This window comes from Mycobacterium sp. (assembly GCF_039583785.1).
Lineage (GTDB): Bacteria > Actinomycetota > Actinomycetes > Mycobacteriales > Mycobacteriaceae > Mycobacterium.
The window spans coordinates 35,733-61,669 of record NZ_JAVKSG010000015.1 but is presented as its reverse complement, the minus strand read 5'-3'; the positions used below and the strand labels follow the sequence as shown (position 1 = coordinate 61,669).

Annotated in this window: 28 protein-coding genes and 1 pseudogene; 9 read left to right on the top strand and 20 right to left on the bottom strand. The window is 67.4% G+C overall.

Annotation, left to right across the window (positions count from 1 at the left end; all coding sequences use genetic code 11):
• Position 1: 1 nt before the first annotated feature.
• The 4 genes from ABDV69_RS07875 to ABDV69_RS07860 are packed head-to-tail and all read right to left on the bottom strand — an operon-like array spanning position 2 to position 3,676.
• Positions 2-817, bottom strand: coding sequence for a thioesterase family protein (locus ABDV69_RS07875; protein WP_343573058.1), 816 nt, complete (start codon positions 815-817; stop codon positions 2-4).
• Between the two features lie 22 nt (positions 818-839).
• Positions 840-1,679 carry a sugar phosphate isomerase/epimerase gene (locus ABDV69_RS07870; RefSeq protein WP_343573057.1) on the bottom strand — a complete coding sequence of 280 codons (840 nt, stop codon included), beginning with the start codon at positions 1,677-1,679 and terminating at the stop codon, positions 840-842.
• Between the two features lie 18 nt (positions 1,680-1,697).
• Entirely contained in the window at positions 1,698-2,678 is a 981-nt protein-coding gene (locus ABDV69_RS07865) for a hypothetical protein (protein WP_343573056.1), read from the bottom strand.
• Positions 2,675-3,676 (bottom strand): Ppx/GppA phosphatase family protein, encoded by a 1,002-nt coding sequence (locus tag ABDV69_RS07860; protein ID WP_343573055.1) that lies wholly within the window; start codon positions 3,674-3,676, stop codon positions 2,675-2,677. Before ABDV69_RS07860 ends, ABDV69_RS07865 begins: the two co-directional genes overlap by 4 nt.
• 164 nt (positions 3,677-3,840) lie before the next feature.
• Between ABDV69_RS07860 and ABDV69_RS07855 the strand changes: the two genes are divergently transcribed.
• From ABDV69_RS07855 to ABDV69_RS07845, 3 genes and pseudogenes are all read left to right on the top strand, one after another.
• Positions 3,841-4,626, top strand: coding sequence for a hypothetical protein (locus ABDV69_RS07855; RefSeq protein WP_343573054.1), 786 nt, complete (start codon positions 3,841-3,843; stop codon positions 4,624-4,626).
• Positions 4,627-4,830: 204 nt separating this feature from the next.
• Positions 4,831-5,196 (top strand): antitoxin, encoded by a 366-nt coding sequence (locus tag ABDV69_RS07850; protein WP_343573066.1) that lies wholly within the window; start codon positions 4,831-4,833, stop codon positions 5,194-5,196.
• Positions 5,193-5,387 (top strand): annotated as a pseudogene (locus ABDV69_RS07845) (type II toxin-antitoxin system PemK/MazF family toxin); the annotation flags it as partial. The gene ABDV69_RS07850 and the pseudogene ABDV69_RS07845, both read left to right, overlap by 4 nt.
• Positions 5,388-5,407: 20 nt before the next feature.
• On the opposite strand, the gene regX reads toward ABDV69_RS07845, so the two are convergent.
• The 6 genes from regX to ABDV69_RS07815 all read right to left on the bottom strand — a co-directional run bounded on the left by regX (position 5,408) and on the right by ABDV69_RS07815 (position 11,460).
• Positions 5,408-6,091, bottom strand: a complete 684-nt coding sequence (gene regX / locus ABDV69_RS07840) for a two-component sensory transduction protein RegX (protein ID WP_343573053.1) — start codon at positions 6,089-6,091, stop codon at positions 5,408-5,410.
• A gap of 49 nt (positions 6,092-6,140) precedes the next feature.
• On the bottom strand, positions 6,141-7,367 hold the full coding sequence (locus ABDV69_RS07835) for an ATP-binding protein (protein ID WP_343573052.1): 1,227 nt from the start codon (positions 7,365-7,367) through the stop codon (positions 6,141-6,143).
• A gap of 130 nt (positions 7,368-7,497) precedes the next feature.
• Complete coding sequence (locus ABDV69_RS07830) at positions 7,498-8,250, bottom strand: phosphoglyceromutase (RefSeq protein ID WP_343573051.1); 753 nt, start codon at positions 8,248-8,250, stop codon at positions 7,498-7,500.
• Positions 8,251-8,357: 107 nt separating this feature from the next.
• A complete protein-coding gene (locus ABDV69_RS07825; RefSeq protein ID WP_343573050.1) occupies positions 8,358-8,894 on the bottom strand; it encodes a YbjN domain-containing protein in 537 nt (178 codons plus the stop codon).
• The gene (gene mshA / locus ABDV69_RS07820) at positions 8,891-10,207 is read right to left on the bottom strand and encodes a D-inositol-3-phosphate glycosyltransferase (protein WP_343573049.1); all 1,317 of its coding nucleotides are present in this window, start codon (positions 10,205-10,207) and stop codon (positions 8,891-8,893) included. Before mshA ends, ABDV69_RS07825 begins: the two co-directional genes overlap by 4 nt.
• A gap of 35 nt (positions 10,208-10,242) precedes the next feature.
• Positions 10,243-11,460 (bottom strand): ROK family protein, encoded by a 1,218-nt coding sequence (locus ABDV69_RS07815; protein ID WP_343573047.1) that lies wholly within the window; start codon positions 11,458-11,460, stop codon positions 10,243-10,245.
• 272 nt (positions 11,461-11,732) lie between these two features.
• Between ABDV69_RS07815 and ABDV69_RS07810 the strand changes: the two genes are divergently transcribed.
• Positions 11,733-12,521: an SDR family oxidoreductase gene (locus ABDV69_RS07810; RefSeq protein ID WP_343573046.1), complete on the top strand. Its 789-nt coding sequence runs from the start codon at positions 11,733-11,735 to the stop codon at positions 12,519-12,521.
• On the opposite strand, the gene ABDV69_RS07805 is transcribed toward ABDV69_RS07810, so the two are convergent.
• Both ABDV69_RS07805 and ABDV69_RS07800 read right to left on the bottom strand, forming a co-directional pair.
• Positions 12,496-13,812, bottom strand: a complete 1,317-nt coding sequence (locus ABDV69_RS07805; protein WP_343573045.1) for an Ig-like domain-containing protein — start codon at positions 13,810-13,812, stop codon at positions 12,496-12,498. The two genes, ABDV69_RS07810 and ABDV69_RS07805, sit on opposite strands and share 26 nt — an antisense overlap.
• A gap of 46 nt (positions 13,813-13,858) precedes the next feature.
• Positions 13,859-14,920 (bottom strand): UDP-N-acetylmuramate dehydrogenase, encoded by a 1,062-nt coding sequence (locus ABDV69_RS07800; protein WP_343573044.1) that lies wholly within the window; start codon positions 14,918-14,920, stop codon positions 13,859-13,861.
• Between the two features lie 52 nt (positions 14,921-14,972).
• On the opposite strand from ABDV69_RS07800, the gene ABDV69_RS07795 reads away from it, so the two are divergent.
• A complete protein-coding gene (locus tag ABDV69_RS07795; RefSeq protein ID WP_343573043.1) occupies positions 14,973-15,479 on the top strand; it encodes a DUF2505 domain-containing protein in 507 nt (168 codons plus the stop codon).
• On the opposite strand, the gene ABDV69_RS07790 is transcribed toward ABDV69_RS07795, so the two are convergent.
• Together ABDV69_RS07790 and ABDV69_RS07785 are read right to left on the bottom strand one after the other, a co-directional pair.
• Complete coding sequence (locus ABDV69_RS07790; RefSeq protein ID WP_343573042.1) at positions 15,476-15,910, bottom strand: SRPBCC family protein; 435 nt, start codon at positions 15,908-15,910, stop codon at positions 15,476-15,478. The two genes, ABDV69_RS07795 and ABDV69_RS07790, sit on opposite strands and share 4 nt — an antisense overlap.
• 72 nt (positions 15,911-15,982) lie before the next feature.
• Positions 15,983-17,821: a hypothetical protein gene (locus tag ABDV69_RS07785; RefSeq protein WP_343573041.1), complete on the bottom strand. Its 1,839-nt coding sequence runs from the start codon at positions 17,819-17,821 to the stop codon at positions 15,983-15,985.
• A gap of 211 nt (positions 17,822-18,032) precedes the next feature.
• Here ABDV69_RS07785 and ABDV69_RS07780 point away from each other — a divergent pair, with 211 nt between their 5' ends.
• From ABDV69_RS07780 to ABDV69_RS07770, 3 genes are all read left to right on the top strand, one after another.
• Complete coding sequence (locus tag ABDV69_RS07780; RefSeq protein ID WP_343573040.1) at positions 18,033-18,848, top strand: carbon-nitrogen hydrolase family protein; 816 nt, start codon at positions 18,033-18,035, stop codon at positions 18,846-18,848.
• A complete protein-coding gene (locus ABDV69_RS07775) occupies positions 18,845-19,780 on the top strand; it encodes a DUF2993 domain-containing protein (RefSeq protein WP_343573039.1) in 936 nt (311 codons plus the stop codon). The genes ABDV69_RS07780 and ABDV69_RS07775 overlap by 4 nt, the downstream gene beginning before the upstream one ends.
• A 166-nt stretch (positions 19,781-19,946) precedes the next feature.
• Complete coding sequence (locus tag ABDV69_RS07770; protein ID WP_343573037.1) at positions 19,947-20,960, top strand: DUF2993 domain-containing protein; 1,014 nt, start codon at positions 19,947-19,949, stop codon at positions 20,958-20,960.
• 53 nt (positions 20,961-21,013) lie between these two features.
• Here the strand turns inward: ABDV69_RS07770 and deoC are convergent, their stop codons facing one another.
• The 6 genes from deoC to ABDV69_RS07740 all read right to left on the bottom strand — a co-directional run bounded on the left by deoC (position 21,014) and on the right by ABDV69_RS07740 (position 24,956).
• Positions 21,014-21,679, bottom strand: coding sequence for a deoxyribose-phosphate aldolase (gene deoC / locus ABDV69_RS07765; RefSeq protein WP_343573035.1), 666 nt, complete (start codon positions 21,677-21,679; stop codon positions 21,014-21,016).
• The gene (locus tag ABDV69_RS07760) at positions 21,680-22,105 is read right to left on the bottom strand and encodes a DUF2599 domain-containing protein (RefSeq protein WP_343573033.1); all 426 of its coding nucleotides are present in this window, start codon (positions 22,103-22,105) and stop codon (positions 21,680-21,682) included. It abuts the gene before it with no gap.
• Positions 22,106-22,109: 4 nt separating this feature from the next.
• On the bottom strand, positions 22,110-22,382 hold the full coding sequence (locus ABDV69_RS07755; protein ID WP_343573032.1) for a DUF2516 family protein: 273 nt from the start codon (positions 22,380-22,382) through the stop codon (positions 22,110-22,112).
• 83 nt (positions 22,383-22,465) lie between these two features.
• Positions 22,466-23,074 carry a heparin-binding hemagglutinin gene (locus ABDV69_RS07750; RefSeq protein ID WP_343573030.1) on the bottom strand — a complete coding sequence of 203 codons (609 nt, stop codon included), beginning with the start codon at positions 23,072-23,074 and terminating at the stop codon, positions 22,466-22,468.
• A 57-nt stretch (positions 23,075-23,131) separates the two neighbouring features.
• Complete coding sequence (locus ABDV69_RS07745; protein ID WP_343573029.1) at positions 23,132-23,524, bottom strand: helix-turn-helix transcriptional regulator; 393 nt, start codon at positions 23,522-23,524, stop codon at positions 23,132-23,134.
• Positions 23,525-23,630: 106 nt separating this feature from the next.
• Positions 23,631-24,956, bottom strand: coding sequence for a DUF445 domain-containing protein (locus ABDV69_RS07740; protein WP_343573065.1), 1,326 nt, complete (start codon positions 24,954-24,956; stop codon positions 23,631-23,633).
• 265 nt (positions 24,957-25,221) lie between these two features.
• Between ABDV69_RS07740 and ABDV69_RS07735 the strand changes: the two genes are divergently transcribed.
• Positions 25,222-25,932, top strand: a complete 711-nt coding sequence (locus tag ABDV69_RS07735; RefSeq protein WP_343573063.1) for a TetR/AcrR family transcriptional regulator — start codon at positions 25,222-25,224, stop codon at positions 25,930-25,932.
• Positions 25,933-25,937: the final 5 nt, after the last annotated feature.

Here is a 25,937-nt window from a genome sequence, read left to right as displayed (position 1 = left end):
CCTAGGGCGCGGGCACCATCGCCAGCTGGCGGCTCTGCACGATGATGCGGCCTTCTCTGTCCACGACGGTGTGGTCTTCGTCGAACCAGTCCTGGCCGATTTGCACGCACGTGCACACCACCCGCAGCCAGCCGTCGGCCGGCAGGCCCCGCAGATAGGCCGTCAGCTGCACGGTGGGGGCCCAGCCGGTCCGGTTGACGGCGAAACTCACCGGCGCCGAGATGTCGCCGCACATCAACGCGAACAGCAGGTCGGGTGCCACGTCACGCGGGCGCACCCAGTTCTGGATCACCGGCGGCCCGCCGTCGGGCGAGACGCCCAGCGTCGAGATCAGCGTCCGGACGTCGCAGCCCTCGGCCAAGTTCACCAGCCCGGACAGCCGATGTCCCGGGGCGATCGGTTGCACATCGTCGGGCGGTTCGGGATCCATCAGGCCCACCGCCGGATTGGCCGACAGCAACGGCGGCGCCGTGTGCTCCGGCTGCCCCAGCGTGACCACGGCGTGCACGGCGGCCCGGTCACCCTGGATCAGCTCGACGTCGACGACGCTGATCCGGCGGCCGCGCTTGCGTATCGAGGTGACCAGCCGCATCAAGCCGGGGTCGGGTGCCGACAGGAAGCTGGCCGAAATCGCAACCGGCTCGACGGGTCCGCCGTGCGCGGCGCGAGCGGCGTTGGCGCACAACGCAACCATGGCCCCGCCGTGCACCTTGGGTCCAATCGTCCAGATCTTGTTCAGCTCGCCCTCATAGATACCGTGGACGCCGTCGGTCTCGATCTCGCGAAGCTCCATCGCCTCGGTGAATAGCGCGGTCAACGTGTCGGAATTCCTTTGTATTTCAATGCAACAGGTGTGTTCGAGCAAACTGCAACGACTCGGCCAGCATGGCTTCGCGCTCATGCACTGACCGAGCCGACGACGTAGACACCTCCAACACAACGTGGCCAGCGAAGTCGCCGGTGGCCAGCATCTGGCACACCTCGACCACCGGTTGGGTGCCGCGACCCGGCGTCAGGTGCTCGTCGGCGGGCAGGCCGGTGCCGTCGCACAGGTGCAGGTGCACCAGACCCTCACCCATCCGCTCGGCCATGTCAATCGCGTCGGTGCCCGCCGTCGCCGAATGAGACAGGTCCAGCGTGTAGTGCGCGTGATTGCCGTCCAGCGGGTCGTAGGACGGCGCGAACGCGGAGATCCCTGGCCCGGGCCCCCCACCGCGGCGGCGCATTCGCTCCTTGGTCTGGCCCGGGAAGAACCGGTCGGTGCGGAACGGGAACATGTTCTCCACCGCCACCAGCACGTTGCTGGACGACTCCAACTCCGCGACCTGCTCGGTGAAGCCTTCGACGTAGCGGCGCTGCCAACGGAACGGCGGATGCACGACGACGGTCTGGGCGCCGAGTTTCTCGGCGGCCCGCACGCTGCGGTCCAACTTCGCGATCGGGTTGGCGCCCCACACCCGCTGTGAGATCAGCAGGCACGGCGCATGCACTGACAGCACCGGCATCCGGTAGCGCCGCGAGAGTTTCGCCACCGCGCCGATGTCTTGGCTGACCGACTCGCCCCACACCATCAACTCGACGCCGTCATAGCCGAGGTTGGCCGCGAACTCGAAAGCGGCCTCGGTCTTCATCGGATAGACCGAGGCCGTCGACAGACCGACCTTGATTGCGGGGCGCACGTGGATTGGAGTTGCAGTTCAGCCGGATTGCAACAAAGCCAGAGGCCCCAGCGTGACCAGCGCCCCCACCGCCACCGCGATCAGCGTGCTGCCGATGTCCTCGGTCTTGCGCACCACCCGCACACCGATGACCAAGCCGAGGATGACGAGCACCGTGAGGACCAGCGCGATGATGTTGTTCCAGCGCCACAGCTGGTCGAAAGCGATGAACAGGCCCGCGCCGAATCCGACGGCCAACAGCGACTGCAGCACGAGCACTCCACCGAGCCGTATCCTGTCGGAGCGCGACCAGGTGTACGGCTCGTCGGAATCACCGTCTTCGGGGTAGTCCTTCTCATCGGCGACATCGTCGATGCCCTGATAGCCAGCGCCGGAAAGCGATTCGACGTCACCCTTGCCGGTAGACGACCGTAGATACGAGCGCACGTATGCGGAGTCTTCGATGGCCGGCTCGGCGTCTCGTACGTCGGCGTCCATCACGTCCACCGGCATGCCCGCGTAGCCCTCGAGCGGATCGGGAATCATGCCTTCGGCGCCAGACCGGTCGGGCGACTTGTCCTCGCGCGAGTCGGGGCGGTCGGCCTCCAGGCGGACGTTGTCGCGCACCGGGCGCGGGTAGGCGCTGCGCTGCGGCCGCTGCTCCCGCGCGGCGGCCGCCTCCTCACGCGGCCGGGGCGGAGCGGACGCCGGCCAGCGGGGCTCGGGCTCGGACCAGAACTTCTCGGCCGGCGGCTCCTCGGCGGACGCCGCGACGACCTCTTCCTCGACCCGGGCCCTGCCGTTGGCGCGATGCGCGTGCAACTCGGGGGCCGGGTGCTCGTCGGGATTGGTCTCGTCGGTGATGATCGGGATTTCGCCGGTCAGCTCGGCGACGGTCACCGCGTCGGCGTTGCCACGACGACGGCGACGGCGTGTCGGGACCGGGGCCCCGTGCGTGCCGTTCTTGGCAAGCAGCTCGGCAACCGAGATCGGTCGGGTGGTGTCGTTGGGTCTGGTCATTTCTTGCCGCCATTCCGATGAGCTCGCTGGCTTCCAGCATCCCGCACAGACGTCTCTACGAGGGCGGTTCCGTCGGCTTCGCTATCGAGTTTGCGCAAAATGAGACCTTCTCGCAGCGCCCACGGGCAAATGTCCACCGTTTCTATCGACAGCGCTCGCATACTCGCTTCTGCGACCAGAGCTCCAGCCACAATTTGCGGCGCTCGCTCGGCGCTCACCCCTTCCAGTTCTGCACGGTCAGCGGTCGTCATCCTAGAGATGAAAGATATGAGTTGTCTGAGGCCATTCGCCGTCAGCGTTCTCTTCACGCGCGGCCCGGCGGCCGACGGCGCCGCACCCGTGAGCCGGGCCAGCGAACGAAAGGTCTTCGACGTTGCGACCGCGAGGTCAGGGCTGCCGGCGTCCAGCATGGTGGCGGCGGCGTCAGCCAATTCGGCCTCCAGCCAGTCGCGCAGCATGCCGACGCGGCGCCGGCCGGGCGGGTCGTCGTTAAGCCATTCGCGGGTCAGCCGCCCGGCGCCCAGCGGCAGTGACATCGCGACCTCGGGCTCTTCGTCGACACCGTTGGACAGCTCCAACGAGCCGCCGCCGATGTCGAGGTTGATGATCCGTCCCGCACTCCAGCCGTACCAGCGGCGAACCGCGAGGAACGTCAACCGCGACTCGTCGACGCCGCGCAGCACCTGCAGCTGCACACCGGTCTCCTTGCGGACCCGGAACAGCAGGTCGTCGGAGTTCTTGGCGTCGCGCACCGCCGAGGTGGCGAAGGCCATCAACTCGGCGCAGCCGGAGCTGTCGGCGATTTTTTCGAACTCCTCGATCGTCTCAATCAGCTTGTCGGCGCCCTTGCGGGTGATCTTGCCCGAGTTGTCGATCGACTCGGCCAGCCGCAGCGTGGCCTTGGTCGAACTCATCGGCGTCGGGTGCCCGCCACGGCGAGCGTCCACCACGAGCAGGTTGACCGTGTTGCTGCCGACGTCCAGAACACCTAATCGCACGTGACACAACATTAGTCCGACGACGATGCGCGCCGCGTCCCGGCACGAGGAGAAGTCGGACAAAACAGCAGTAGTCCGACGACGATGCGCGCCGCGTCCCGGCACGAGGAGTCGAGGCGCGGCGCGTCAGCAGACCGGCGACCGATTGGACTACCGTTAAAACTGTGGCGAGTGCGCACCCCGATCATCCCGGCGAGGTCGAATTGGATTTCGCCCGCGAGTGGGTTGAGTTCTACGACCCGGACAACCCCGAACATCTGATCGCCGCCGACCTGACCTGGCTGCTGTCCCGGTGGACGTGTGTGTTCGGCACACCGGCGTGTCAGGGCACGGTCGAAGAGCGGCCCGACGACGGCTGCTGCTCGCACGGCGCGTTCCTGTCCGACGACGACGATCGGGCCCGCCTCGACGACGCGGTGTCCAAGCTCGCCGACGCCGACTGGCAGTTCCGGGAAAAGGGTTTGGGCCGCAAGGGCTACCTCGAACTCGACGAGCACGAGGGCGAAGAGCAGTTCCGCACCCGCAAATACAAGGGGGCCTGCATCTTCTTGAACCGGCCGGATTTTCCGGGGGGAGTGGGCTGTGCGCTGCACACCAAGGCGATGAAACTCGGCGTGCAGCCGCTGACCATGAAGCCAGATGTCTGCTGGCAGTTGCCGATTCGCCGCAGCCAGGAATGGGTGACCCGCCCGGACGGCACCGAGATCCTGAAAACCACAGTCACCGAATACGACCGCCGCGGCTGGGGTGCCGGCGGCTCCGACCTGCACTGGTACTGCACCGGCGACCCGGCCGCCCACGTCGGCGCCGACCAGGTCTGGGTGAGCATGGGCCCCGAACTCACCGAGCTGCTGGGCGAGAAGGCCTACGCCGAGCTGGCCGCAATGTGCAAGCGGCGCAGCGGGTTAGGGCTCATCGCCGTGCACCCGGCGACGCGGGCCGCCGAATAGCCCGGCCCACGCGGGCCAGGGATCCGGACCGATAGGCCCTCTTCGAAAGTGACAGCTCATCTGAGATCACTGTCCAAGCGGTACCCATGGTGTTGGGCCCGATGCGGGTGGCTGATGGAGTCCTGATTCACGCGCCAGGCGCGCCGAGCTGCCCGTGCAGCCAGGGCTGCCGATTGTGCACATCGTGCGGATCTACCGACCGACATCGGCGTCGCGCTGCGCGAGGCCGACGAGGTCATCGAAACCGTCCGGAAGGTAACCTCCGGAACAGCCACGCACCCGGCAGTGAGCAAATCCTCCGGTGGCGTGCCACGATCGTCGCATGCTAGTGGCATGAACCGCACACGCTTGAGCACGACGGTGGATGCGCATCTCCTAGCCGCCGCACGACGTGTTCGTTCGGGAGTGACCGACGCAACCCTTATCGACGAGGCTCTTCAAGCATTCCTGGCAAGTCATCGCGCAGCCGAGGTGGATGCCAGCTATGCCGCATACGACACGCACCCGGCCGATGAGCCGGACGCCTGGGGCGACCTGGCGTCGTGGCGCCGGGCTGCGGCGATCACATGACCGCCTTACCGTCTCGCGGGGAGTTGTGGTGGTGCGAGATGGCCGACATTGGCCGACGGCCGGTGGTTGTGCTCTCCCGCGACGCGGCAATTCCGCGGCTTCGGCGAACGCTTGTCGCGCCGTGCACGACCACAATCCGAGGACTTGCCAGCGAGGTGCTTCTCGAGCCGGGCCGCGACCCTGTGCCCCGGCATGCCGTCGGTCGGGAAAGTCAGCCCTCCAGCTTGTAACCCAGCCCGCGCACCGTCACCAGGTGAATCGGGTTGGCCGGATTGGACTCGATCTTGGACCGCAGCCGTTTGACGTGGACATCGAGGGTCTTGGTGTCACCGACGTAGTCGGCGCCCCACACCCGGTCGATCAACTGGCCACGGGTCAGCACCCGGCCACTGTTGCGCATCAGGTACTCGAGCAGGTCGAACTCCTTGAGCGGCAACGTAATTAGCTCACCGTTGACCGAGACGACGTGGCGCTCGACGTCCATCCGCACCGGGCCGGATTCCAGCACGCCGTCGGCGACCTCGGAGTCGTCGTCACCGCCGCGGCGCAATACCGCCCGGATCCGCGCGATCAGTTCGCGCGCCGAATAGGGTTTGGTGACATAGTCATCCGCGCCCAACTCGAGCCCGACGACCTTGTCGATCTCGCTGTCGCGAGCCGTCACCATGATCACCGGCACGCTGGAACGTGACCGCAGTTGCTTGCACACGTCGGTGCCCGACATGCCCGGCAACATCAGGTCGAGCAGCACGATGTCGGCGCCGGCCCGGTCGAATTCGGCCAGCGCGGACTGGCCGTCGGTAACCACGGTGGCCTCGAAGCCCTCCTTGCGGAGCAGAAACGCCAGCGGGTCGGCCAGCGATTCCTCGTCCTCCACGATCAGCACACTCGTCATCGGCGTGCCTCCTCCTCATCGCTGCGCTCTGCATCGTCGTGCACACTCGTCATCGGCGTAGTTCTTCCTCTCGTTGGGGCTTTAGGTTGAGCGGCTCACGCTCGGTTGACAGGTCGACCGGCTCGGATTCACCGGCGAAGGCCGGGATCGACAAGGTGAACGTCGACCCGGTGCCCAGCTGGCTCCACAGGCCGATGCTGCCGCCGTGGTTGGCGGCGACGTGCTTGACGATGGCCAGGCCGAGGCCGGTGCCGCCGGTGGCTCGCGAGCGGGCCTTGTCGGCGCGGAAGAACCGCTCGAAGACGCGCTCCTGGTCTTTGCGGTCAATGCCGATGCCGCGATCGGTGACGGCGATTTCGATGTTGTCGCCGCGGCGCCGCCGGCTGATCGAGACCAGCGAGCCGCGGGGTGAGTACGCGATGGCGTTGGAGACCAGGTTGGCCAGCGCGGTGACCAGCAGCGCCTGTTCGCCGTGCATCCGCAGTCCGCTGGCATCGTCAGTGCGCACGACGATGTCGGCATTGTCGGCGGGCACCTTGTGCCGCGAAATAGCCTCGGCGACAACGTCATCGACATCGACGGCGCCCATATCCGGCATCCGCTCGGCGCCCTGCAGCCGGGACAGCTCGATCAGCTCGGTGACCATGCTGCCCAGCCGGGTGGCCTCGACGAGCACCTTCTCGCCGAACCGACGCACGGTCTCGGGGTCGTCGGCACAGGACAGCAGCGCCTCGGCGAGCACAGACATCGCACCGACCGGCGTTTTGAGTTCGTGGCTGACGTTGGCCACGAAGTCGCGCCGGGTGGCCTCCATGCGGGCGTATTCAGAATGGTCGTAGACGAAGACCACGGCGAACCGGCGATCTTCCTCGCTGAGCAGTCGCGCCTGACCGTGCACCGACAAACCCGGCCGGCCCGGCGCCTGCCGCTTGCCCGGTAGCAGGTCGAATTCGACGTCGGCGCCGTCGGCCAGTGTCCGACGGGCCGCATTCCAGGCTTCGTCGTCGAGTTGCCGCTCGCGGACCAGCCCCAACTCTTTGGCCCGGCCGTTGTGATAGACCACGTCGCGATGCCGGTCGACGACCGCGGCCCCCAAGGGCATCAGCGCGACGATGCGTTCGAGCATCTGCGCGACGGTGATTCCGGCGGCCTCGACCGCCACGCGTTGGCGTCGCTCGATCGCCCGCGGCGCCCAACGCGCGCCGACGGTGGTTCCGACGGCCAAGGCCGCGAAAAACAAGACCCCGGCCAGTGACAGGGCCGAGAACACGGTCACATGGAAAGCTTACAAATTTGGTGAACGCCAACCCAGCAGCGCGAGGCCAAAATCGGTCATGTCACATGCCGCCAGACAGGTGTTCGGGGCCCGTTCACCCGGCGTTTGCCAAGTTGCTGTGAAAAGCCGCTTATTTAGCGCCTTGGCTGGCCACCGCGGCTGCGCCGGCCGCCGCCGCGTCCGGGTCGAGGTAGCTGCCGCCCGCCACCAACGGGCGCATATCGGCATCCAGGTCGTAGCGCAACGGAATTCCGGTCGGGATGTTCAAGCCGGTGACTTCGTCCTCGGACATCCCGTCGAGGTATTTCACCAGCGCGCGCAGCGAGTTGCCGTGCGCCACGATCAGCACCGTCCTGCCAACCCGCAGGTCCGGCACGATGACGTCGGTGAAATACGGCAGAAAACGGGCCACCACGTCAGCCAGGCATTCGGTCAGCGGGCCGCCGCCGATGTCGACGTAGCGGGGGTCGGCGTCCTGGCTGTATTGGCTGCCCCTCTCGATGGGCGGCGGTGGGGTGTCATAGCTGCGCCGCCAGGTCATGAACTGCTCGTCGCCGTAGCGTTTCTTGACTTCGGCCTTGTCCAGGCCCTGCAGCGCGCCGTAATGCCGCTCGTTGAGCCGCCAGGTGCGACGCACCGGAATCCACAGCCGGTCGAGGGTGTCGAGCGCCATGTGCCCGGTGGTGATGGCGCGGCGCAGCAGCGACGTATAGAGCACGTCGGGCAGCAGGTTGTGTTCGGCCAGCAGCTCACCTCCGCGGACAGCCTCGCTGCGGCCCTTGTCGGTGAGGTTGACGTCCACCCAGCCGGTGAACTGGTTACTGGCATTCCATGCGCTTTCACCGTGGCGGAGCAGAATCAGCGTCGCAGCAGCGTCTCCCATGCCGGAAAGTATTTCACGCGCCCCCGAGACGGTCGCCGAGCGTAACGCCCTGCGCCGATCAGGTGGGAAATCTCGCACGGCGTTACGCTCGCACGGCTGCGGCGGACTTACTCGTCGTCGTCGATCAAATGGGCGAATGCTTCGAGGTTCTTCAACGACTCGCCGCGCGACACCCGCCACTCCCATTCTTTCTGGATCGACGAGCGAAAACCCAACTCCAGCAGCGTATTGAAGTCGGTGTCGACCGCTTCAAGCACCTGGCCGAGTACCCGGTCGATTTCGGCGGCGTCCACCGACGCCAGGGCCATCCGGCCGACCAGGTAAATGTCGCCCACGTTGTCGAGGGTGTAGGCGACGCCATACAACCGGCGGTTGCGCTTCAAGAGGAACTTGTAGACACCCTCGTGGTTTTCGTCGGGCTTGCGGCAGACGAACGCCTCGACGCGCACCGAATGTTCGCCAATGCTCAGGATGGTGTTGGTCTTGAGCCGGCGCTCGCCGGGCAACTCGACGATCAGCCCCGGCAGTCCGCCGTGGGCACCCTCGTGCCGGGAGTACGCCAGGTCGTTGGTGTTCAGGGTGTCTTCGATCAACCGCTGGACGTGGGTGATCGGCGCGCCACTGTCGCCGTTGCTGCCACTCATGCCCACGCCTTGCGTCGCGACGGCCGCCGTCCGACCTGCGCCGCCCGCCGCGTCGACGGGAGCGCGCGACCGGCCCGGCGGGCGGTGAACTCGCCGATCGCGCGGCGGTAGCTGGCCAGCAGCGAGTCGACGGTGTTATCCCAGGAGAAGGCCGCCGCATGTTCAACCGCGGCGTGGCCCAAGGCTTCTCGGCCGAGCCGCAACGTCTGGTCGATGGCGTGCGCCCACCTCGTGGCGTCGTGGCCGGCCACCAGCGTGCCGGTCACGCCGTCGCGCACCGCCACCGGCAACCCGCCGACCGCCGCGGCGACGACCGGTGTGCCGCAGGCCTGTGCCTCCAAGGCCACCAGACCGAACGACTCCGAGTAGCTCGGCACCGCCACCAGGTCGACGGCCCCGAAGACGGTGGCCAGGCTGTCCCGCGACTGCGGGGGCAAGAACGTCACACGTTCGGAGATACCCAATTCGGCCGCGAGCCGAACCAGACCGTCGGGAACGGCCAGCCCGCTGCCCGACGGTCCGCCGGCCACCAGCACGTGCAACCGCGGCAGCTCGGCCGCCGCGCGCAACAACACGTCGGGCCCCTTCAGCGGCTGGATACGCCCGACGAACGCCACCACGTCCTGGTCTGTCGGCAGACTCAGGGCGGCCCGGGCGGCACGCTGATCGCCGGGACGGAAAACGTCCAGGTCGACACCGGGATGCGCGATGTCGATGCGGGCAGGGTCGGCGTGATGCAGCGAAACCAGTTGCGTCGCTTCATCATCGGTGTTAACGATTAACCGGTCGGCCTCGTCGACCACCTGCTGCTCGCCCACCGTTCGCAGCGGCGGCTCGGGCGTGTCGCCCTCGGCCAGGGCGGCATTCTTGACCGCGGCCAGCGTGTGCGCGGTGTGCACCAGCGGCACCGACCACCGGTCGCGGGCCAGCCAGCCGACCTGACCGGACAGCCAGTAGTGCGAGTGCACGATGTCGTAGTAGCCGGGCTCGTGCGCCGCCTCGGCCCGCAGCACACCGGCCGCGAACGCGCACAACTGCGTCGGCAGGTCGTATTTGTCCAACCCTTCGAACGGCCCGGCCACGACGTTGCGCACCAGCACGCCCGGCGCCACCCGCGCGACGGGCGGATCGCTGGACGCGGTCGCCCGGGTGAAGATCTCCACCTCGACACCGCGGCGGGCCAGGTGCAGCGCGCTTTGCAGCACGTAGACGTTCATCCCGCCGGCATCGCCGACGCCGGGCTGCGCCAGCGGCGAAGTGTGCACCGCCAGCACCGCGACGCGGCGCGGATTGATCAGATCAGAAAGTCCCACTCCGCCATCTTTGCAGTACCTGATCGAGTCGCAGGTCAGGCGGGTGTCTCGACGTCAACCTGGTAGACCGGCACCGGCGGAGCAGCACGGCGCATGGCACCCAGCGGATCGGCGTACAACCCGGCCAGCGACACGATGCCGGCACCGGATTCCTGCACCCGGTTGCCGAAGGCGGTCATCCGAATGTCGCGCGCCGGCAACACCAGGCGGGCCCGGTACGCCTCCTCCACCCGCGCCATGCCTTCGGGATATTCGGTGAACGCCTGCCCGCCGACCACCAGGTCGTCGGGGTTGAGCAGGTCGCGCAACAGCGCGACCGATTCGCCGAGCACGCGGGCCCGCTCGTTGAGCAGTTCCCGGGCCTGCGGGTGCCCGCCGCGGGCGGCCTTCAGTACCTCGGTCACCGTGCCGCCCACCTGGCCGTGGTGGGCCGGCAGGATCCGCAGCCGGCGCGCGGCGGCCACCACGGCCTCGTCGCTGACGGTGGACTCCAACAGCCCTGAGCCGCCGAGCAATTCGGAATGCGCGGGCATGTTGGTGATCGTGCCCGGTCCGCTGGCCGGGCGGTGCACCCGGCCGTCGATCATCAGCGCGTAGCCGACGGTCTCGCGGGCGTAGACGTAGAGACTGGTCGAGGAGTTCGGCCCAAACCGGCGCACACCGAGCAACAGTTCGGCAGCGGCCATCGCGTCGACGTGCGAAGCGACCGAAACCGGCAGCTCCAAAGCCTCGGCGAGCACCGCGCCGACCGGCGCGTCGCGCCAGCCCAGCCGGGCGTGGTCGACTTGGCCGCTGGCGGCGTCGACCGTGCCACCGATCGCGACGCCGACCCACAGCGCCCGCCGACGGCGCCAACGCCGCAGGTAGTGCCTGGCGCCGTCGGCCAGCGCGGCCAGCGCCGGACCCTGTGCGCTACGCGGGGTCGGCGTTTCGACGGCGTCCAGGGTGCGGCCGAGCAGGTCGGTGGCCACGATGCTGGTGGTCCGGGCCCCGATATGGACGCCGAGGGTCAGGAACGGCTCGTGGTTGACCTCGACGGGCACCCGGGGCCGCCCGATCGCGCCGGAGACGGCCAAGTCGGCGCGCTCCCGCAGGATACCGGCCTCAAGAAGGGCGATGACCTGGCGGTTTACCGTCGCAATCGACAGCGAGGTGGCCTGGGCGATGACGTCGCGGCCAACCGGCCCGCGCAACCGCACGGCCCGGAATACCGATGGCGCGGCGGCGTCGGAGAGTTGCAAAGAGGGCGCCACGACGCGGTGGCGTCGAGGTCCTCGACGCCGGGCGGCCGCGAGCGGGTTGTGCTGAGGAGAAGTGAAAGTTGTTGAGCGCACGTGCGATTCCTTGTCCGAGGTCCGATGGCGGTCTGTGCCGCACACCGTCGCGAGCGCTGAGCGCCCAGATCAGCAGCGGCTGGTTGCGCGGCGACAACACGCGCAGCCCGCGCAGCAACACGCGCGCAGACAGACCAACAAGGAACTCGAGAACACCCAGGGAATTTAGCACGGTCACTAGAGTCGTTCAGATGAGTTCCCCTGATCCGCATTCGACGACAGCTGATCCCCGCCCCGGCGGGAAACCCGTCGCGGTCGTCACCGGCGCCAGCGCAGGTATCGGCGAGGCGACCGCGAGAACCCTTGCGGCTCAAGGCTTCCACGTCGTCGTGGTAGCGCGAAGGGCTGACCGGATCAACGCGCTGGCCACCGAGATCGGTGGCACTGCAGTTGTGGCCGACGTCACTGACGACGCGGCGGTGGACGGGCTGGCCGCCGGGCTGAATCGGGTCGACGTGCTGATCAACAACGCCGGTGGGGCCAAGGGCCTGGCGCCGGTGTCCGACGCCGACCTCGAGCACTGGCGCTGGATGTGGGAGACCAATGTGCTGGGCACCCTGCGGGTCACCCGTGCGCTGCTGCCCAAGCTGATCGAATCCGGCGACGGCCTGATTGTCACCGTCACGTCGATCGCGGCATTGGAGACCTACGACAACGGCTCCGGCTACACCTCGGCCAAGCACGCGCAGGGCGCGCTGCACCGCACCCTGCGCGGCGAGCTACTCGGAAAGCCGGTGCGGCTCACCGAGATTGCACCCGGGGCGGTGGAGACGGAGTTCTCGCTGGTGCGCTTCGACGGTGACCGGCAGCGCGCCGACGCAGTGTATGCCGGGATCACGCCGTTGACGGCGTGTGACGTCGCCGAGGTGATCGGGTTCGTGGCGTCGCGGCCGTCGCACGTCGACCTCGACCAGATCGTCATCCGGCCGCGCGATCAGGCGCCCGGCAGCCGGTTCAACCGCCGGGCCCCGCAGGGCTAGTCGTCGTCGGGGTGCCCGACAGCGTCGGCGCATCGCGCGGGGTGGCCGGGGCGTTGCGTGGAATCGACACCGGCGACGGCCTGGCGCCGCTCGGCGGCGGCAGCGCCGACATGCCCAACCAGGTGTCCCAGTCGACGGCCCAGTCCCAGATGTCGCCGTCGGCGTAGGACAGCTCGATCGTGCTGCCGGTCACCTCGACCGGGTCGCCGTAGATCGCGCTGTAGTAGTACTGCTCGGCGTCCGACGTCGACAGGTTGACGCAGCCGTTGGTGACGTTGCTGTTGCCCTGCGCTCCGGCGCTGTTCGGGTTGGCGTGGATGAACTCGCCGTTGTTGGAGATCCGCACCGCCCAGCGCTCGTGGATGTGGTTGTAGCCGGCGGCCGGATTGGACATGTAAAAGTCGGAGTATTTCTCGCTGACCACGTGGATGCCGTTGCGGGTCACGTTGCGCGGCTTGTCGGCTTCTCCGTAGCTAGACGGGAAATCCATGATGACGCCGCTGTCGCGGATCACCTGGATGCGGTGCGACGAGACTTCGGCCTTCACCACCTGGCGGCGGCCGATGTCGAATTTCAGGCTCATGTCCTGCTTGCCGTAGGCGCCGTCGCCGAAAGCCAAGCCGTAGAGCTTGGCGTCGACGTTGACCTTGGTGCCAGCCGGGTAGTAGTCACGGGTGCGCCAGTGCACTCGGGCACCCTGGGCTTCGTCGGGCAGCCACGCCCAGCTGCCCTCGACGGGCGGCTCGGTGATCACTTTCAGCGCCCGCTCGACGGCCGCCTTGTCCGCGATCGGGGCGTCGAACTGGATGATGATCGGCGCCGCGACGCCGACGGTCTGGCCGTCGGCCAGTTGGAATCCGCCGTCGATCACCTTGGTGGGCGCGATCGTGGTGATCTCGCCCTTCACCGGGAGTGCTTTGCCGTCGTGGCCCACCGCCGACCCGCTCCAGGTGTAGGTCGCGTCGTAGCCCAACGGTTCGGTGATCGTGTACATCGTCCGGTCGCGGTTGAGGGTGCCGCCGACCACCTTGCCGCCGGAGTTGGTCAGCGCGACGTGCTGGAACCAGCCGTCGCGGACCTCGACGCTGATCGGCGCGGTCGGCAGCACCCTGGTGGTCTTGTCGGCCGGGCGAAATGTCAGGAAGGCTTCTGCCGGGGGCTTGGCTTTATCGCCATCCCTGGACGAACCGCCGGCGCAGGCCGCCAGCACACCGGGCGCGAAGACCCCGACCGCCAGGGCAGTCAGTGCCCGGCGCCGAGTGACCGGCGAGACGCCGCGCTCTGAGTCCACGACATCAAGATACCGGCGGAAACGACCCCCTTCCGCCGCGTGGGATCTACAGGGAGCAGCCGAGCAGCACCGGCTCGGGCACCAATGTGACGCCAAACACATCGCGCACTCCGTCGCGCACGGTACGGGCCAGAGCGAGTACGTCGGCGGCGCCGGCCCTGCCGCGATTGGTCAACGCCAGCGCGTGCTTGGTGGACAGCCGGCAGGGCGCGTCACCGGCGTCCGGATAACCCTTGCCGAAGCCGGCCCGCTCGACCAGCCAGCCCGCAGCCAGCTTGACGCCATCCGCGGCCGGGTAGTGCGGCACTGGGCGATCGACGCGGTCGGCCAGTTCTCGGTAAAACTGCTGTGTAACAACGGGGTTGGTGAAGAACGACCCGACGCTCCAGGTGTCGTGGTCGGCCGCGTCGAGCACCATACCCTTGCCGCGCCGCAGGGCGAGCACGGCCGCGCGCACGGCGGCCGGGTCCGTCTGATCGCCGGGGGTGGCGTCGAGTCTGGTGACCAGTTCGCCGTAGCGCAGCGGCGCGCTGCGGCCCGTCCCGTCCAGCGCGAACTCCACCTCCAGAACGGTGGCGGAGTCGGCGTGCTTGAGCACGCTGGTCCGATAGCCGAAACCGAGTTCCTCGGCAGGCGCCCAACGCACCTGGCCGCTGCGGCGGTCGAGAAGTCGGACCCGGGTGATGGTATCGGCCACCTCGACCCCGTAGGCGCCGACGTTCTGCACCGGGGTGGCACCCGCCGACCCCGGGATCCCGGACAGACACTCCAGCCCGCCGAGGCCGGCAGTGATCGCCGCGACCACCACGTCATCCCAGACCGCGCCCGCCTCGGCCCGTACCAGATTGCCCTCGACGCGAATGTCGTTGTTGGCCAACCTAATTACGGTCAGATCGGTCAGCGCGTCGGAGATCACCACGTTCGAGCCGCCGGCCAGCACCAGCAGCGGCCCCGACCCCTGACCGTCGAGATGACGCACCGACGCGACCACCTGATCGGTACTGGCGCAGGTGATCACCCGCGACGCGACCGGGCCGACCCGCAGCGTGGTCAGCGGCGCCAGCGGCACGTCCTCCTCGACGCGAGCACCGGCGAAAACCGTTCCCACGGTGCCCCCTTCGAACCCGGTTACCTAGTTCTTGACGGTAGCCTGACCTGCTATGCCGCGTTCGTTCGACATGTCCACCGACTACCCAAAATCCGTCGAAGCGGTTCTCCGGGCTTTCGGCGAAGAGCAATACTGGCTGGCCAGGCTGGCCGATTCGGGTGCCGACGACTCGACGCTGGACTCGATAGACGTCTGCGACGACGGCGCCATCGACGTGATCACCACCCAGGTGTTGCGGGCGGATCGGATGCCCGCCGTGGTCACCCAGTTCCACCGCGGAGATCTGCGCATCCGCCGCGAGGAACGCTGGGAGCCGATCGTCGACGGGTCGGCGACAGCGACGGTGAGCGGCTCGATCCTGGACTCGCCGGCATCGCTGACCGGGACGGCCGTGCTGGAGCCGCTGGACGGCGGTGCGAGGCTGAACCTCCGGACCACCGTCGAGGTGAAAATCCCGCTGGTCGGCGGCAAGCTGGAAAACTTCATCGGCAGCCAGCTGGTCGAGCTGCTGATCCGCGAGCAACATTTCACCACGCTGTGGATCGGCGAAACCGCCTAAGCGTGCCCTTCGGCGGCGTCGACGGCGCCGTTCAGCAACTCGCCGATCACCCGCTTCATCACCGGCGTCAACAGCCAGTCCAGGCCGGGGATCTTGGACTTCGATGTCAGGTGCCAGCTGACCTCGGTGCCACTGCCGGCCGGGCGCAGTGTGACCGTGCCGACGTGATCGCGGACCGGAGCACCGGAGACCATCTTGTAGGCGTAGCGCGTGGGTCGCTCGTAGTCGATGATCTCCTCGACGAATGCCGGGCCGATCGCTTCGATGCGCCGGACGGCTCCGACGCCGTTCGGTGCGGGGGTGCCCTCGCGGTCCAGCGTGCTGCGACGGGCGGCCTTCACGTAGTTCGCGATGCCACGGTGGTCGGTGAGCGAGTCGAACACTGCCTCGATCGGTGCCGTCGTCGTCCGCTTAAGGGTGAACTCGATCATCAGGTCATTCTGGCATCGCGGTGACCTGACGGATCCGCCGGGCGTCGTCCTCCCGATCGCAGATGCCGGAGTTCACAGCGTCGGCACGTCCAAACCGGCAGGGATGACGTCAACTGGAGAGAGCGGAATCGCGGCATCCAGTGACGGGATGTCGAAATTGAAGAGCGGCCCGAGCGGGGTCCACAGGGTGTCGACGACCGAACCGCTCGGGGTGCCCTCGTAGACGTTTTCGACACCGCCGCCGAAGTTGAACACGTCGAAGACCGTGCCGTTCGCCGGGGCGTCCGTACAGATCAAGCTCGCACAACCGGTGACCGTGAACGAGGCGTTGCTGAAGGACAAGATGTCCAAGACCGACAAGCTGGTACTCAGCTCCCCTTCTTCTTGAGCGCTGGCACCCGTGCCGGTGTAGTAGAAGAAATCTTGCGACCCCAGACTGATGCCGGCAGCCGAGCCGCCGAAGGCGGCTAACAGCGGTGCGCCGCCCATCGTTTGACCGATGTTGTTGTAGCCCTCCGCGAGCAGAGACGTCACCGGGTAGAAGGTTGTCTGGCCGATGGTGAACGCGTCCGTAGCTTGGGCCCCGAGCAAGGGAGGCGGGATGCTGGCGTCCTGCGGTTGCTCCACGGCCAGCGGGGCGAAGATGCCGGCCGGGTTTATCTCCGCGTTGCCGGCCGCGTCGAGGTTGAACGGAGCGGCAACAGTGGAGGTGCCGTACGACGCCACCGTGGTGTCGGTGGCCGGTGCTGTCGGGGTGGCGAGGTAGATCTCGTCCTTTTGGGCGATGTTCCACGGGGCCGTGTTGGTCACGCTGAACACCGTTCCCACTGCCGGCAGGTTGGCGTCGGTGAACCCGAGGGCCGGCAGTTGGCTGGTGACCACTTCCTCCGTGGTGGTCAAGCCCAGGAAATGGAGCACAAACTCGTTGGCGTCGACGCTGCCGACCTCGGTGCCGCTGCCGTTGTAGACGTTGAAACCTTGGCTGACAGCAGAGACGCCGAAGAACTGGGCACCGCCCGCGGCAAAGAGCGGTGCGAAGCCCGCGAGGGGTGAGACCGCGTTGTAGGTGTCCGGGGCGAGGAGCGTGCTGAAGGGGTCCAGGGTGTAGTCGAAGCCAGGCACGTTGATCGTGAAGGCGTCTGGGCCGATGCTGCTGTCTCCCGATGTCGCCACCAGATTGCTGAAGGCGTCGGCCGGCTGCAGGTTGCCGGTGAAGTTCTGACTCAACAGCGACTCGAGGTTGAGCGTGCCGACTCCGCCGGGCAGCGTGACGGGCGCGGACAGGCTGAATTGGCCCGTCGGCAGCACCAGGACGTCGGCGACGGTGCCGCTCGGGGTGCCCTCGTAGACATTCTGGTAGCTGTATCCACCGGTGAGCCCCACGCCGAGACCGTTGAAGATGTCGTACACGGTTCCCACCGCCGGCAAATTCGCGGCGGTTTCTCCCGATACCGGAGTTGAGCTGGTGACGGTGAACTCGTAACTGTCCTGGCCCAGGACTTGCACGATGGTGCCGGCGGTGCCGATGGTCCCGACTTCTGTCCCGCTGGAGTTGAACACCTCGAAGTTTTGTGGGGCGAGGTCAAGGCCGTCCAAGTTCCCGCCCGAGATGTCAAACACCGGCGGACCCGGGAAGACCGGGGCAGGGAACGTCGCCCAACCCTCCTCGGGCAGGAGGAGTGGGGTGGTGTAGGGATCGAGGGTGAAAGAGCCGAGGGTGAATGCGTCGACGCCCGTGTCGCTGGGACCGGACAGCAGGCGGGCGTCGGCGTTCAGCGGTTGTGCGGGGGTGGATTCATCGGCTGGGGTTATGCCGATCCCGATGCCTGCGACAGTGGCCAGGGTCGCACCAGCGCCGCGAGCAACGCCACGACGTCGGGAGTTTCGACGAGTGCTGCGGTGTTTTGCCATCCCGAGGCTCCCAAGTTCCCTCGGAGACCACCCCAGTCCGAGGTCGAAATCTTATTGCATACGTGTCGAAGAGAGTAGCGCGTGCCGAGCTGGTTGATATGGACTTCGCCCAGTCCTCCGCCACAGAATCGGCTATCTCGCCCAGCCACCCACGGAACGACCTGCCGCGCCCGGCCCCGCCGCGCTTGCGCTCGCCCTTAGGCTGGCGATCATGCGGATCGCGGTAGCCCAGATTCTCAGCGGCACCAACCCGGATGACAACCTGCAGACCGTGCGGGACTACACCCAACGGGCCGCCGTAGCCGGCGCGTCGCTGGTGGTCTTCCCGGAAGCGACGATGTGCCGGTTCGGGGTCCCGCTGGCCCCGATCGCGGAGCCGGTCGACGGGCCGTGGGCCGACGGGGTGCGCGCAATCGCGGCCGAGGCCGGCATCACCGTGGTGGCGGGCATGTTCACCCCCGCCGACGACGGGCGGGTCTACAACACGCTGTTGGCGACCGGTGCACACACCGATGCCCACTACCACAAGATCCACCTCTACGACGCGTTCGGGTTCACCGAGTCGACCACGGTCGCCCCCGGACGCGAGCCGGTCGAGGTCAGCGTCGACGGTGTGAGCGTGGGGCTGACAACCTGCTATGACCTTCGCTTTCCCGAGCTGTTCAACACGCTGGCCGGCCGCGGCGCCCGGCTGATCGTGGTCAGCGCATCGTGGGCCGCCGGACCGGGAAAACTCGAGCAGTGGAGTTTACTGGCCCGTGCCCGCGCCTTGGACTCCACCAGCTACGTCGTTGCGGCTGGACAGGCCGACCCCGGCGAGCCATTGGCTTCCAGCGCGCCGACCGGAGTCGGTGGCAGCGTGGTGGTGTCGCCGTTCGGCAGGGTGGTGGCCTCGGCGGGCTCCGAGCCGGAACTGCTGGTCACCGACCTGGACCTCGAGCAGGTGACCAAGGCCCGCGAGACGATCGCGGTGCTGCGCAACTACGTGGCGTTTGCTCATGGTGATAAGGCAGAATCGCGCAGGTGACGAATCCTCAGGGGCCCCCACACCAGGACACGTCCTCGCCGTGGGCCCGCCCGGGCGACCAGAATTCGCCCACCCAGCCGGGGCCGCAGGCCGAGTTAGCGTATCCGCCGCCGGTCCAGGAATACCCGACGGTCGCGGAGTTCGAGCAGCCGCCGTCGGACGACCCCACCGAGCCGGTGAAACCCAAGCGCCGCTTCCGTTTCCGCGCCGACCCGGTGTCGATCGTCCTGGTTCTGGTGATCGTCGCGGCGCTGAGTGTAGCCGGTCTGGTCGGCGGCGAGTTGTATGCCCGTCACCGGGCCGACAGCGTCGTAGCGTCCGCGACCGAATGCGTCATTCACGACGGCGCCACCGTGTCGTTCGGGCCGACCCCTTTCCTGTGGCAGCACCTGATGGGCCACTACAACGACATTTCCATCCGCACCGCCGGGAACAACATCCGCAACGCCAAAGGCATGAAGGCTGACATCGAGATCGACGACGTGAACCTGCACGGCAACGCCGACTCCAAGGGCACCATCGGCAAGCTGGACGCCAACATCACCTGGACGTCGGACGGCATCCAGGAGACCGTTCAGGACTCCCTTCCGTTCATCGGCGGCCTGGTCAACAGCGTCACGACCGATCCCGGCGCGGGCACCATCGAGCTCACCGGGGCGATGGGCCTCGGCGGCGTCACCGTCAAGCCGCAGGTCGCCGACGGGCAGCTCACCCTGCAGGTCTACAAGGTCAACGCGCTCGGCGTGCTCATCCCGCACGAGACCGCGCAAACCGCACTGAACATCTTCACCGCGGCACTGCTCAAGCAGTACCCGCTGGGCATCAAGGCGGACAGTGTGCAAGTCACCAATGCCGGTGTCTCAGCGCATTTCTCGACGCGCAACGCGTCGATACCGGTGGCCCAGAGCGACCCCTGCTTCGCGCATGTCTAACCCACCGGGCCCGCCGAGCGACGAGCCGCAGCGCGGCCGCCCGCCCCGTCCGGCCGGGCCACCCAACCGCGGCTTCCCGCCGCGCCGCGTTCCACCGCCGCCGTCGGAATCTCCGACCAGGCACTTCCCTGCGCCGGGCCGCCCACAGCAGCCGTCCGCTCGAGACGTGCCGCGTCCGCAGCAACCCGGGCGCCCACCGGGACGGGCGCCGCAACAGCCGGCGCCCCCGCCGAATCGCCCACCGCGGCAGCCGAACTCGCCGCAACAGCAGGGCCCGCCGCAACAGCAGGGCCCGCCGCGGCAACCCGGGCTGCCGCCCCACCCGCGGGCGCAGCAACCCAGTCCGCCGTGGCCGGCTCACGAGAATCAGGACACCCGGATGTCGATACCGCCACCTCCCCCGCCAACCGGTGAGACCAAAGACGAGGGCGGACGCCGCTTCTTCGCCAACCGCACGTCGCTGCTGTTGATCCTGCTGATCGTCGCGCTGGTGGGATTCGCGATTCCGATCGGCGGTGAGCTGTACGCCCGTCACATCGCCAGCAGCAAGGTGGCGAACGCGGTGCAGTGCGAGGTCCAGGACAGCGCCAAGGTGTCGTTTGCCGGGTTCCCGCCCGTTCTCTGGCAGTACCTGACCAAGGACTACCGCGACATCTCGGTGCAGACGGCGGGTAACCAGATCCGCTCCGCCAAGGGCATGAAGGTGAGCATCGACATTCGCAACATCAAGTTGAGCAACGGCAACAACTCACAGGGAACCATCGGGTCGATCGACGGGACGATCACCTGGTCATCGGACGGCATCAAGCGATCGATTCAGGACGCCATCCCGGTGCTGGGCAAGTTCGTGACCGGCGACGTCACCACCGACCCCGGCGCCGGCACCGTCTCGCTGAAGGGCATATTCGACAGCGCCACCGTCACGCCGCAAATCGTCGGCAATGGGCTGTCGCTGCACGTGGTGAGCCTGAGCGCGCTGGGATCGGACATCTCGACGACGACAGTGCAGAAGGATCTGGACAGCCTGACGTCGAAAGCGACCCAGAACTATCCGCTGGGCATCCACGCCGACAGCGTGAAAGTCACCGACAGCGGCGTGGAAGCCACGTTCTCCAGCCGCAATGCCACCATCCCGGCCAGCAGTGGCGCTGGCCAAGACCCCTGCCTGGCCAACCTCTAGCCCGCCCGGTGACGATGCAGAGCGTATAGCGCGATGAGCAGGAGCCGGGCAACTCAGCCGAGCGCGTCGAGCACGGCGCGGGTGCCGGACAGCCCCAGCCGGGTGGCGCCCGCGTCGAGCATCGCCAGGGCAGACTCGGCCGTGCGAATGCCGCCGCTGGCCTTGACCCCCAGCCGTCCGCCGACGGTGTCGGCCATCAGCGTGACAGCGGCCGACGATGCGCCGCCGGCGGGATGGAAACCGGTTGAGGTCTTGACGAAATCCGCGCCGGCGTCCTCCGCGGCGCGACAGACCGCGACGAGTGTCTGTTCGTCGGCGAACGTCAACAGCGCGGCCGACTCGACGATGACCTTGAGCACCGCGGTGGGCACGGCAGCGCGCACCACGGCGACCTCCGACCGCACCGCGTCGATGTCGCCGGCGAGCGCAGCGCCGATGTCGATCACCATGTCGACTTCGCTGGCGCCGAACGTCACGGCCAGCGTCGCCTCCGCCGCTTTGATCTCGGGCATGTGCTTGCCCGACGGAAATCCGGCCACCGTGGCCACTAAAAGCCCGGCGTGGGCCGCGTGCGGCACCATCGACGGCGAGACGCAGACGGCATAGGCGCCCAGTGCCGCAGCCTCCGCCGCGAGCGCGGCCACCTCGGCGGTGGTGGCCTCCGGCTTGAGCAGGGTGTGATCGACCAGGGCGGCGACTTGTTCGCGGGTCCACGACATCTACAGCGGCTCCTGCGCGCCGCCGGGATTGCAGCCGGTGGTGACCATCGTCGGATCGTCGACGACCGGTCTCCACGGCTCGAGGTTCCAGCTGGTCTTGCCGGGCTGCACATTCTCGGCGAAATCCCAGTGGCAGCGGAACTGCGCACGCATGCCGGGCCCGTCGGCCTCCGGCGCCAGCCTGAGCACCTCGGCCCAGGCCTCGTCGGCCTCCGGGGTCAGCGATCCGAGTTGTTGGGCGGCTGCGCGGCCCGACGCCGTCGGGTACACCCGCAGGCTGGACAGCTGGCTCCAGTGCGCCCACTGAACGTGATCGACGAATGGCGGCGAATAGAAGCGGTCGCTCGCCGGGCCCGGGTCGGCAAACGCCGGAGCAGCCGCGCACAGCGCGGCAATCAATGCCACCGTGACGCCGAAGAGTCGCATGCCGCTATCGTGACTTGCCCTGAACCTCGAGGAGCTTGGGCCGCACGTCGACCCAGTAGACACCGGCGGCGCAGGCGGCGGCCACCGCTCCCATCACATTGAGCAGCCACGCGATCGGCATGGCCAACCCTAGGATCACCAGCCACACCGGCTTGGTCATCTTGTCGGCCGCGGTGTAGGCGTCGGGCCGCTGCATCGCCGCGTGCACAAAGGCACAGAGCGTCATCAGCATGACGCCGATCTGCAAGTAGAAAATGACGATGTTCACCAAGTCCACCCGGTAAGCGTAAGCGGGTGCCGCCAGAAACGTCGACTCCGAGTCCCCCTTGCGGGCGACTCGGAGTCGAGTGGTCGATCAGACTACTTCTGGGTGACCTTCTTGGCCGGCGCCTTCTTGGCCGGCGCCTTCTTGGCCGGGGCCTTCTTGGCCGGCGCCTTCTTGGCGACCGCCTTCTGGGCCTTCTTGGCGGCCGCGTCGGCCTTCTGCGGCAGCTCGATGCCGACCAGCTTGGCGGCGCGCTCGCCGACCGCACGGGTCTGCGACGCGACGGTACCCAGCGCCTCCTGGGTCAACTCGACCGCCTGGTCGACGTAGCCCTCGGCGCGAGCCGAAGCGTCGTCCAGACCGGACTGGCTGCGCAGCCGCTCCAGAGCGACCTCGCCACGCTCGACCAGCTCGTTGTAGCGCGAGGTCGCAGCCTCGACGTAACCCTCGGCGGCGCTACGCAGCTCGTCAGCGGTGAAGCGCTCGCGCAGGTCACGCAGCTGCTCGGGCAGTTCCTCCTGCAGCTTGGTCAGCCGTGCGCGGCTCTCCTCGACCCGGCTGCGGGTGTCGGTGCGGGTCCCCTCGGCGCGTTCCCGCAGCTCGGTGAGCAGGTCGTTGACCGTGGCCAGGGCCAGGTCGGCGGCACCCAGCGCAGCAAGCAGCGGGGCCTTCAGGTCGTCGATCGACGGATTGTTCTCCGCCATGGTGGTTCCTTTCGTCGTTCTCGTTGTACGTCAAGGGTTTCCGATAGGTGTCCGGGTTTATGCAGAGGTGTTCTCCTCCCGGGCAGCCTCGTTTTGTCGAACGAAGGACGCATAGCTGTCCAGTAGGACCTGCTTCTGCCCTTCGGTGATCGTCGCGTCGGCAACGATGGCGTCGCGGACTTCGCTCTTCGGGCCGGGCTCGAGCATTCCGGCTTGGACGTAGAGCACCTCGGCGGAAACTCGCAATGCCTTGGCGAGTTGGTTGAGGACGCCGGCCGAAGGCTTGCGCAATCCACGCTCGATCTGGCTGAGATATGGATTGCTGACACCGGCTTTTTCCGCCAACTGCCGCACCGAGACCTGCGCCGCTTCACGCTGCGCTTTGATGAAGCTGCCGATATCCGACGCAGCTGTCGTCACCACTGCAGCAAGGTGTTCATCCTGCGGCATAGTCACTCCTCGCGTCGGCTGGTCGGTACGGACGCGCTCACGGTAGCTAACTAGTGCTAGCTTTTGCAAGCACAGTTAGCATGCCGAAGAACTTTTGCAAGCACTCTCAGAACAGAAGCTGCGCTAGTCCGTAGATAATCAGCCCGGCCAACGACCCCACCACGGTCCCGTTGATCCGGATGAACTGCAGGTCACGGCCCACATGCAATTCGATGCGCCGACTGGCCTCGTCAGCGTCCCAGCGTTCGATGGTGTCGGTGATGATCGCTGTGATCTCGACCCCATATTGGGCGACCACATGTTCGGCGCCACGCACGATCCAGTTATCGACCTTGTCGCGCAATTCCGCGTCATCGCGTAGCGATTCACCGATCTGCACCACCGCGTCAGCAATGCGGGTACGCAACGCGCTGGACGGGTCGTCCACGCCGTCGAGCACCGATCGCTTAAGCGTTTTCCACACCGTCGCGGCGGCGCCTGCGACCTCTTCGCGCGACATCAATTGCTCTTTGACCGCCTCGGCGCGGGCGATCGTGGCGTCGTCGTTCTGCAGGTCGTCGGCGAACTCGAACAAGAATTTGGTCGCCGAACGGCGAAGCTCGTGCCCGGGATTGCGGCGAACTTTGTCGGTGAAGTCCATCAGCTCGCGGTGAATGCGGTCACCGACAAGGTGGTCGATGAATCGGGGCGACCACGTCGGCGAATCGCGCTCGATCACCCGCTGGATCACCTCGCCGGCGTTCAGCGACCATTGGAACGCCCGGTCGGCCAGCAGCTGGATCAAGGCTTCCTGCCGATTTTCGGCCAGCAGCGTGGACAGCACCCGTCCCGCCGGCGGTCCCCACTGCGGTTCGGCGACGCGCCGCACGATCATCCGGTCAATCACCTGCTGGACGTCCTCGTCGCGCAGCAGTTCCACCAAAACCCGCAGGACGGTTGCCGATTCGGCGGCGACCCGCCCGGCGTGCGACTGCTGCGAGAGCCATTTGCCCAGCCGGCTCGGGATCTGTGCGTCACGGATCTTGGTACCGACGACCTCCGGCGACAGGAAGTTCTCCCGCACGAAGTTGCCCAGGCCTTCGCCGAGTTGGTCCTTCTTGCGCTTGATGATCGCGGTATGCGGGATCGGGATGCCCAGCGGGTGGGAGAACAACGCGGTCACCGCGAACCAGTCCGCGAGCGCGCCGACCATGCCGGCCTCCCCGGCCGCTCCCAGATAGCCGATCCAGGAGGGCGCTATGCCGCCCATAGTGTGAGCCTGTGCCCACCGGCACCCGAGGAACACCGCGGTGGCACCGACCAGGAAGCCCAGCGCCACGATCTTCATCCGGTTCAGCGCGCGCTGCCTTTCGGCGTCGGCTTGCCGGTTGGCTCCGGCGAACGATTCGGCGAAGGACGCCGACTTGCTCGGGTCGCCCAGCGGCAACGCCAGGTCCGCGGGCGCCGACTGGGGGCGCTGCGGATCGGCTCGGTGTTTGGGTCCCGAAGCGGGTCTCCCGTTCAGTCCGACTGCCACCGCACCATCATCCGCTATCGACGCCGCTGGTCGGTGACGACGCCCTCGGACCGAGTCGGCCATTTTGCCTGGTAACTGTTACCGACCTCACGACACCGCACCGTTGACTCAGGTCCAGACAAGAAACCGCCTTCAGATAAGAGCTACTATGGGAAAGATCGAGTGGATAGGAACCGGCATGGTGGCGAAGCAGGTCCGGGCCGCGACGGTAAAAACCGATGGTCGAAAGCGACGTTGGCACCGGCACAAGGTGGAACGCCGCAACGAGCTGATCGACGGGACGATCGAGGCGATCCGGCGGTGCGGCCAGTACGTCAGCATGGACGAAATCGCCGGCGAGATCGGCGTCTCCAAGACCGTGCTCTACCGCTACTTCGTCGACAAGAACGACCTGACCACCGCGGTGATGATGCGCTTCGCACAGGCCACGCTGATCCCCAACATGGCCAAGGCCCTGTCGTCGAACCTCGACGGGTATGAACTCACCCGGGAAGTCATCCGGGTCTACGTCCAGACGGTGGCCTCCGAACCGGAGCCCTACCGCTTCGTAATGGCCAACAACTCGGCCGGCAAGAACAAGGTCGTCGCCGATTCCGAGCGGATCATCGCCCGGATGCTCGCGGTGATGCTGCGCCGCCGGATGCGCCCCGAGGGGATGGATATCGGCGGCGTGGAGCCGTGGGCCTATCACATCGTCGGCGGGGTTCAGTTGGCCACGCACTCGTGGCTGCTGGACCCGCGGATGAGCGCCGACGAGCTGACCGACTACCTGACGATGCTGAGTTGGAGCGCGCTGTGCGGGATCGTCGAAGTCGCCGGCTCGCTGGAGAAGTTCCGCGCACTGCCGCATCCCTCGCCGATTGTGCCGCCGTTGACCGACCCTCGGGACTAGGTTCC